This window comes from Pedobacter sp. (assembly GCF_035566355.1).
Lineage (GTDB): Bacteria > Bacteroidota > Bacteroidia > Sphingobacteriales > Sphingobacteriaceae > Pedobacter.
Genome location: NZ_DATMRL010000130.1, coordinates 1 through 8,730 on the forward strand (window position 1 = coordinate 1; position 8,730 = coordinate 8,730).

Sequence of the window (8,730 nt, forward strand, 5' to 3'; positions counted from 1 at the left end):
GCCCTTCTTAACCATAGATATTGAGGATTTGAAGGATAACTCCATCAAAATTCTGGAAAGCTTTACTAAAAATGAATACAACTTAGAAAGCATTCTTGATTCGGCCGAAGGTTTAAAATACATTAAGGCAATCAGGAAGGAATTTGAAAAAGAGATAGATAATCCATCTGATGAAATTGTTAAGTTACTGGTCAATAGATTTTTTGACAAGCCTCTAACTGCAAATCGAATGATTGCCTTTAAGGAATATACGAAGAAGGCTTTAGCCGTTTCTATTAATGAATCTATCAGCGACAGGTTGAAATCTGCCTTGAACATCAATGAGAAGATTGAGAAAAAGGACGAGGGTAAAGCCAGTCTGCTGATTGATGAGAACAATGAGGCTGGAAAAATTGTAACAACGGAGGAAGAATTAGAGGCCTTTCAGATTGTAAAGGCCATTCTACGGGAGAAGATCCCTTCCAATCGCATTGCTCCACGGGATACACAGTCTTACTTTGGAATCTTGCTGGACGATAACAACAGGAAACCGATTTGCCGGCTGCATTTTAATACGGCAAATAAATACCTGGAGACATTTCACAAAGGGAAAGATGCTGGTGAGAAAAAGCAGCTGGCCAGCCTTGATGAGATCTATAACTACAGGAATGAATTGCACCAAACGGTAGATAATTATTAAGATTTAAAAGAATTGCTGTAGTAAATACAGGCAAGTTTATTAGCTCTCAAAAAAATGAAGGGGTTGCATCCAGATTTGCCATTTCTGGCATCGGAGCAATCTCTCATTATACAAATTCAAAATACTGTATTACAAGCATTTAATCCAAAAAAAGGATCACCAAAAACTTCTCAAAATAGTCGATAGGCTTACGGTTTCCCGTAAAAAAAACCTCCTGCAAGGGTATACTTTTGACGATACAAATGAATAAACCTTCATTCAAATTGGAAATCCTTACTCAAAAAGAAAAAAATGATAGCTCCTGCACAACCCTTTGAACAAGAAGTCCTGCACAATAACAAGGAAATTTTTGCGCGTATTGTCAAAGAACTCGAAAACGCTGAATCTGAAATTCTAATTGCAAGCTCCTGGTTTACGGATGAGGAGCTATTCGACATTCTCAAAAGAAAAGCTTCTCAAGGTATCAGCATTCAGCTCATTATTGCTGATAATCAGGAAAACTTAAAATTGGACTTTGATGAACTGGTCTCACTGGGTGTGTCGGTAACTAAAATAAAAAACGTTGGTTACGGCATTATGAACCAAAAATTCTGCATAATTGATAAACAGATTGCATTACATGGTTCCTACAATTGGTCAGTCAACGCGAAAAAAAACAACCATGAAAGCATCATTGTAACCAACCATGCTCAAACAGTGGCCAGTTTGATTTCCAACTTTGATGATATCAACCAGAAAGCTTCTTTACAACGTGGGGAAACAGTTATTGAAGTTTCTGATGAACCTTCTTCTGCTGAAGCGAAGATTGAGAATCACAGCGCTAAAGAACATGCCATTTCTGAATTCACTAAGGTGCTTGATTCCATGATCGCGGCTGAAATTGGAAATTTCGATCGCGCAATTTTGAGAGGCCAGGGATATGAACGTTCAAAATTTAATAATGGAGATCATCAGGTACTCACCAAATCACTAGACACTGTTTACTCTGTTTTTATTAATGACATTGATGTTGTAGATGATAAAAAGCGCCGATTGATTACAAAAATAGACGAACAAGAGGTTAAAAGTCTCAATGTATTTGAAGAAAACTTGAATTTACAGCTACAGACGGCGGAAATTGAGGCCGAAAATGAAACCCTAAATGCAAAAAACAAATTAATTAGCCTCAAATCAGATATCGCCAAAAATAGGCAGGAGATTGAAAGCATGAAAAGCAACAAAATTGTTTTTCATGAGAAGCTTATTTCTGAGATTAAGGAAAAGATAAGAAATGCCCAGAGAGATTTTGTTAAGCCCAAATTCAAATGGTATGAGTTCATTCCTGTACTTTTTGCTAATGTTTGTTTGTTATCTTATCTCTTTATTTTTTACTCTTCTGCTTGCTATATTTTATTATTTGCTGTTGAAGATGCTAAGTCGGCGAGAGAAGCCGGTTTAGAGGCTGCCTCAATGGAAATATTTAACCCAAAGGCCTTAAGCCTGACTTTCGAAAAGGGAGGATCAGGAATTATTTTCATTTTACTCTTTGTGAGCATTCCTATTTTTTGTGCTCTTATAAAGTTGTTTACCAAGAAACCATGGGTTGTCTACTCCATGTTTGCTGTGGGAGCGCTATTGATTGATACCTCAATTGCTTATAAAGTATCGGCTGCTATTTATCAAATGAAATATGATGCAGGAGATACCAATGAGATATGGCGAACAACTATGGCTTTCCGGGATCCAAATTTCTATCTTGTATTTCTTTTAGGGGGATTAGGTCTTTGGATGTTGAAATTTGCTTTTGAAAAATTGATGTCAATTTTTGATGAACGCAATCCGGATATCGCCACGTTAAAAAACAACTTACTCATCCAACAGCTAAATGAAGACGCGAGGTTGGAAGAAGAAAAAGTTTTATTGATTAAAGGAGAGATTTATACGATAGAGGGCTTAAATATTGGCCTGGAGGCCGAACATAAAATAACAGAGGCACAACTGGAATCTCTGCCCAATAAACTGAACTTGCTAAAGGAAATTAAGAAAACAGATTTAATTACCGGGAAACAGCACATTAAGAACATATCTACCATCTACAAAAGTCACGTGGAAAATGACCACCTTCCTATCTCAATTGATTCTCTTAATGATAGAATTAACATCTTTTTAGAGGGCTGGAATGACTATTTACATGAAGAATATGCGATACCAAAAGCAACTGAAAAATCCAAGGAAGCATTCGACACTGCTGTAAATTGGCAAAACGAAAAGCTACGGACTTCTCAACTAGATAAACGGGTAAAGATCTGATGAAAAAACACTTAATCATAGGGCTTTTAATATGTTCAGCGACGATTAAATTATATGCCCAAAAGCAAGTAATCCACTACAATATTGTATTTGCTCCAGACTTATCAAACCGCTTAAACCCTAAATTATATCCTAAGGCTGTTAATGATGCAGATATAGTAGATGGTTTTCTAAGAAGAATTTGGCCAGAGATCATAAAACTCAAAAGAACGGAAGGACAACAAGATCGGTTTAGCGTCGATTTTATAAACAAAGGACTGATAGGTATTTATAAAATTAATACTGACTTGCTAACGATCGATCTTCAGAGATTTGGCACTCACCAAAGTGATCGTATTGACTACATTATGTCCAGGCATAATGTACCCCAAACTCTTCCAGGGGATATCATTAAGTTTAATACTGAATACAGGAGGTTTAATAACCTGGCATCGGTTTCTAATAATGGAGCTGATATCTGGACTTATTTCCAATCGGGTATTGATGCAAGGGTTGTATTACCCTGCGTTCAAAAAAAGAAAGTAACCGACGTATTTAGGAATATTATGATCCTAATGACTGACGGTTATATTGAAGCGGGTATTTATCAGAAGGGTTATGATTTGAGTGCAAACAAGGTTAGTGAATTCAGGAAAGCCTTTTTAAAGTCGAAAGAAAGTAATATGGAAACTTTCCTGGCCAAGAATCCAAAATTCAGGATTAATCCGGTCAAAAATTCATTTCTAAATAATTTGGAAGTGATTGTACTGGAAATGTACGATCGATCGCTTTCAAGAACTGGTGCAGCAACGACACATCCAACGGATATGGAAATTATGAAATTGATTTGGTCGGATTGGATGAGAAGTTCGGGGGTTAAAAGGTTTGAACTTAAACCTATTGCTAGTAATAAAGATGAGGCTGTTAAATACATTCTTGACTTCGTTAAGAAATAAATATCTCTGCAACTATATTAGAGCAAACCAAATAGTTCATCAAACAGATCTTTACATCTACATATATTTATACCTATATATAAATATATAAACTAATTAAATATTAAACAATGAGACATACCTTTCTTAGAACTCTGTTTTCGGCAATTATTATATTGACATTTTCCTGTTCACAATCAGGGAAACCGATAAACGCTACAAAGGTTGAAGATAGATTGCTTCCTGGAACTGTTGTAATCAACCTAAAGAACCAGACTTTCGTTGCAAAAGTAATCCGAATTATAGATGGGGATACTATGGAGGTTCTTTATCAAAATACACCGACCAAAATACGTTTAGCCCATATTGACTGTCCGGAGAAAAGAGGTTCCCAGCCTTTTGGAAATAATGCAAAAGAAGCCTTATCTGATTTATGTTTTGGACAGGATGTTACTGTTTACGGGGAAAAATACGATCGCTACAGGAGGTTGATTGCAGTCGTTGTTAACGATAATGAGCAGGTTGTCAATCAGGAAATGGTGAGGCAAGGTATGGCCTGGCATTTCAAAAAGTATTCTACAGATCCCGTTTATGCTCAGTTAGAAATTGAAGCGAGAGAGAATAAAGTAGGGCTTTGGCAAGACCCCAATCCTACTCCACCCTGGGAGTGGCGGAATCGTAAAAAGATCAGATTACACACACCTAATTCTATATCAATAACCTCTAATTAAAGCCTCACTATGGGATTCTATTTTCGAAAATCATTCACTTCCGGAATTTTCCGCCTCAATTTGTCTAAATCAGGATTCAGTTACTCAATTGGCATTAAAGGAGCTAGAATTAACACAGGCCCACGGGGTACATATGTGAATATTGGATCAAATGGTATTTATTACCGGCAAAAAATTAGCGGTACTGATACCCGACCTCGGGTAAACGAAGTCCAGCCTGTTGTGCTTGATTATAATAATCCGCATACAATAACCTCTTCCAATATTGATAATCTAACAGATGTTGATTCTAAGGATTTTATTAATGAACTAACGGAAAAGGCGAATAAGATATCTTATGTCAACTGGTTTGGAATCTTGCCTCTTATTATTTTTCTCCTCTTCCTTTTTGGAAGCTCGTTTGAAAATCATACAACAATTGTAAAGCCTGAGGGTAATCGTGTTGTTGCGATCATAAACTCCGATGTTGGCTCAAATATCAGAGAATTCCCAAATGCAAAGTCTAAAGTTGTTAAGGTTGCAACCGATAGAGAGGAATTTGCCTTATTGGATTCAACTAAAGGAAAATGGTTAAAGATTCAATTCGGGGATACAATTGGGTATGTGAATAAAAAGCTCGCTATTATCAATCATATAAAAGATACTCAGCAGAGTAATGACGAACTGAATTTGGTTAACCCTTATTTTTATGTTGAACTTATTTTTGGCTCCGTTTTCTTTGTTTGCTTATTGTTTTGGTTGCATAAAAAAGATAAAAAGAGATTTGCAATGGAGATTTTCTATGAAATGGATAAGGACATGTCTGTAGTTTATCAGCAATTTGCACAGCATTTCTTGAATTTTAATACTTGTGCACGCAAATGGCAATACCTGCATTCTACAATAAATAATGACTGGAAGAGAAATGCTGGCGCTGGACAGTTGATTAACAGACATCCCATATTTAGAATATCCTCACATCAAATCCCAAATAAATTTCTGAAGACAAATGTGCAGATCCCCTATATTCAGCTTAGAAATACAGAGTTTTTTTTCCTTCCTGAGCGTCTGTTAATTAAACGGGGGAACAAATTTGCCGCTGTTTTTTATAATCATCTGGAAATCTCAAGTGTAAACTCTAGGTTTATCGAAGATCAAACCGTACCCAGTGATGCTAAAATTGTGGATTATACCTGGAAATATGTTAATAAAAATGGCGGCCCAGACAGGCGATTTAATGACAACAGAAGAATACCGATCTGTTTGTATTCACAGTATACTTTTAGATCTGGCACAGGGATATACGAAATCATAACAACTTCAAAAGTTGATGGCTTCCATGGCTTTACAAACTTTCTTTTACAGATTGGGTGTTTGCAATCAAAAATGAAGCAGGACCGCCCACCTGCACAGTTTAGAAATTTAGTGGAATAGGGATAGACTACTGCAAGCTCAGAATGTATCTCCTGATCAAAGCAACACCCGCTGTATCAATAACGGTAGTACCCATCTTCGGCATGTGGTATTCGCCCATTGCAGCTGTTCTTTCTACAATATTCTGCTTATTGAATGGGATACCGGTATTTTCATAGCTTGTTGAAAAATCCAGTTTTAAGGACTTCTGGCCGGCCATACCCGTCGGCTGATGGCAATGAGCGCAATTCATCGCCATATATGCCCTTGCCCTTTGTTCTGTCGGCAATGATGCATCATGGTAGTCAGGGATTGTTCCAAAATGGTTTCTGTCTTTATAATCCAGCAAGCCCTTTTCATGCAAATAGACCAGTTGGTTTTGGCGCTTCCCGTTACGGAGGACTTCTATGTTTAAATTGCTGATTTTTGGGCCAATGGGTATCAATTGGTTGTCAGACCGGTGGCAGCTGGTGCAATCCTTTTGGGAGGGGATTTGGTAATTGATCTTGCGTACAATTCCGTCCTTGCTTTGGATGTTGACTGGGACATGGCCCCCCTGTTCCAGCAATATGGCGTCTCCCTTCGCCATATCCCATTGATAAGTAGCCGCATTCCATAAGCCATTTTGAAGGATCAGCAGACGGGTTTCAATCAGCCTACGTTTCTTTCCTTCCGCTCGCGAATAGTAGAATGTTTTTGCAATAACAGTGCCTTCGGGGAATTCCGGCAGCGCATTACCGGTTGCACGCATTCGCTTGCCTTTTGGCAACTTGATCAGCCTTTGCTTTTCTGCGTAATCGGTAAAAAGTGTTGATCCCAGTTCAAGAATTTCAACACCTGCAGCAGGTTCCAGATTTGCCATTTGACCGTGGAAAAGTCCATAAGTAGATAGCCTTTCGTTAAAGCGGATCCCGTTAGCTATCGGTCGGTTTCCTGTGTCGTGCATAAATACGACATAGGCTACAATGACTGTAAAGAAAAGCAGTAGTAACAACTTATTCTTCATCCCTACCGGTCCGGTTAGCCTCCGCATTTTTCAGGATGTGCTTGTCTATATAAAAAGTCCCAAACGGTATAATACAGGCCAGTAAAACCTTCCATGTGGTGTCTTTGAATTTCCATTTCTCTTCTACACCGACGCTGAGGGTTAAGAAGATAAACAGCAGGAAAAGCGCGCCATGTACAGGCCCCAGGTTTTTGACCAGCATGGGGTTATTAAAGTAATGCTTCAGTGGCATGGCGACAAAAATAAGCACCAGAAGGGAGATGCCTTCCAGAAACCCGACCAGGCGCAATCTGCCGATCTGTGTTTTAAAAAAGTGTGTCATGGTTGTATATATTAATAATTTCTAATCAGGGGACGGTGGGCGAGCGGCGAAAACGGCCAAGGAATTGCAAGGAGGATGATCAAGAGGGCTATGGAGAACCAGATCAACATGGTCTTAAACTTTTCCTTACTGTCTTTTTTTCGCTTTGCATTCGCTGAGCCGATAGTGATCAGGACGATGGCAATAAGCATAGACGAAATATGGATAATCCCAAAGAAAAATGATTCCATGTTCTGGTTGCCGGAAAAAAAGGCTTTAACGGTCATGCTTTTTGTGTACAGCAAAATTCCTAAGATCAACTGGATATGTGCTATGGTTGCTGTCCAGTGTCTAACGCTATCGTCGCTTTTGGTGAACTGCCGCCCTTGGAAATAGGCGCGGGCTGATAAAGTGATCGAATAGATCAGGCTCAACAGGACAAGCCATCTGACCAGGGAGTGAATGGGAAGTATTGCATCATACATATTAAAAAGTACTAAGTGGTATGTTTTATATTAAATTTTTTTATTTGAGGTTGTTCAGATAAATTTTCAATTCTCTCAGGAATTGGATGTAAGATTCCTTTCCTAGTACTTTACCCATATTTCTCACTCCGGAATAGCCTGTCAGTAAGAATATGGCCACACGCCTGGGATCAACATCTTTGCGGATATCGTTGTTATTTTGTGCGTTGGTCAGCGCCAGTTCGAGTGCTTGCTGTACCCGTTGGATCAAACGGTTCAAAGCCTTTTTGATGGGTTCATTCAGGTTGTTGGTTGCTATGATATCGTCAATGCTTGTTGCCTGATACCCTTTTTTATAGATCAGTTCAAGTGACTTGGTTAAAATAAGCTTCTTTGTGTTAGCGGCTTTTGATATCATATTGCACAAACATACTAAACGGTATGTTTACTTAAATCAGAATATTGTCATTCTTGAAATGGTCTACAACTCGACGTTTGATAACTTAGAACCAAATAGAAAAAGAAGTTGCCTCAATATTGAAACAACTTCTTTTTATCAAACTAAATCTAATAAGCATTAATTACATTGAATAGATTTTATTGCAGTAAACTTTCCAGGTATTCAGGAGTTATTTCTGTAATGTCTACTTTTTCACCTTTGGCTTTTAGCTTTGCAATAGAGGCGTTCATTTCCTCCAGATTGTTACTTAGCAAAGTGAACAACTGACTCGATATCTTAATCTGATCTGCAGACTTCAAGTCTGAAACATATCTTCCGTTTTCCACACGAACAGTTTTATAGTAACGGTACACCGCAGCTTTCGCTTTTGCCAGTTCTGGTTTTTGGTATTTGTTCTTTAGTTTATTTGCAATCTCCTGGTCAAGTTGCTTAAGATCAACATCGATAAACCCATCGTCTTTTACCAATGTTGCTGACAATCCATTTGTTTTAGT

The 8,730-nt window shown here is 38.1% G+C and carries 9 protein-coding genes and 1 pseudogene; 5 read left to right on the forward strand and 5 right to left on the reverse strand.

Annotated elements, in window-relative coordinates; genetic code table 11:
* The 5 genes and pseudogenes from VNZ46_RS05095 to VNZ46_RS05115 form a co-directional block, all read left to right on the forward strand.
* A pseudogene (locus tag VNZ46_RS05095) lies at positions 1-679 on the forward strand (restriction endonuclease); the annotation flags it as partial.
* Between the two features lie 291 nt (positions 680-970).
* Positions 971-2,968 carry a phospholipase D-like domain-containing protein gene (locus VNZ46_RS05100; RefSeq protein WP_325559047.1) on the forward strand — a complete coding sequence of 666 codons (1,998 nt, stop codon included), beginning with the start codon at positions 971-973 and terminating at the stop codon, positions 2,966-2,968.
* On the forward strand, positions 2,968-3,903 hold the full coding sequence (locus tag VNZ46_RS05105) for a hypothetical protein (RefSeq protein WP_325559048.1): 936 nt from the start codon (positions 2,968-2,970) through the stop codon (positions 3,901-3,903). The genes VNZ46_RS05100 and VNZ46_RS05105 overlap by 1 nt, the downstream gene beginning before the upstream one ends.
* Positions 3,904-4,013: 110 nt before the next feature.
* A complete protein-coding gene (locus VNZ46_RS05110; RefSeq protein ID WP_325559049.1) occupies positions 4,014-4,613 on the forward strand; it encodes a thermonuclease family protein in 600 nt (199 codons plus the stop codon).
* Between the two features lie 9 nt (positions 4,614-4,622).
* On the forward strand, positions 4,623-6,026 hold the full coding sequence (locus tag VNZ46_RS05115; protein ID WP_325559050.1) for a DUF4236 domain-containing protein: 1,404 nt from the start codon (positions 4,623-4,625) through the stop codon (positions 6,024-6,026).
* A 7-nt stretch (positions 6,027-6,033) separates the two neighbouring features.
* Here VNZ46_RS05115 and VNZ46_RS05120 read toward each other — a convergent pair whose 3' ends face one another.
* From VNZ46_RS05120 to VNZ46_RS05140, 5 genes are all read right to left on the reverse strand, one after another.
* Entirely contained in the window at positions 6,034-7,011 is a 978-nt protein-coding gene (locus VNZ46_RS05120) for a c-type cytochrome (RefSeq protein ID WP_325559051.1), read from the reverse strand.
* The gene (locus tag VNZ46_RS05125; RefSeq protein WP_325559052.1) at positions 7,001-7,333 is read right to left on the reverse strand and encodes a DUF3817 domain-containing protein; all 333 of its coding nucleotides are present in this window, start codon (positions 7,331-7,333) and stop codon (positions 7,001-7,003) included. The genes VNZ46_RS05120 and VNZ46_RS05125 overlap by 11 nt, the downstream gene beginning before the upstream one ends.
* 11 nt (positions 7,334-7,344) lie before the next feature.
* Positions 7,345-7,797, reverse strand: coding sequence for a hypothetical protein (locus VNZ46_RS05130; RefSeq protein WP_325559053.1), 453 nt, complete (start codon positions 7,795-7,797; stop codon positions 7,345-7,347).
* Between the two features lie 40 nt (positions 7,798-7,837).
* A complete protein-coding gene (locus VNZ46_RS05135) occupies positions 7,838-8,194 on the reverse strand; it encodes a TetR family transcriptional regulator C-terminal domain-containing protein (protein WP_325559054.1) in 357 nt (118 codons plus the stop codon).
* A gap of 179 nt (positions 8,195-8,373) precedes the next feature.
* Positions 8,374-8,730: hypothetical protein (locus tag VNZ46_RS05140; protein ID WP_325559055.1), on the reverse strand; the 357-nt coding region annotated here is incomplete at its 5' end.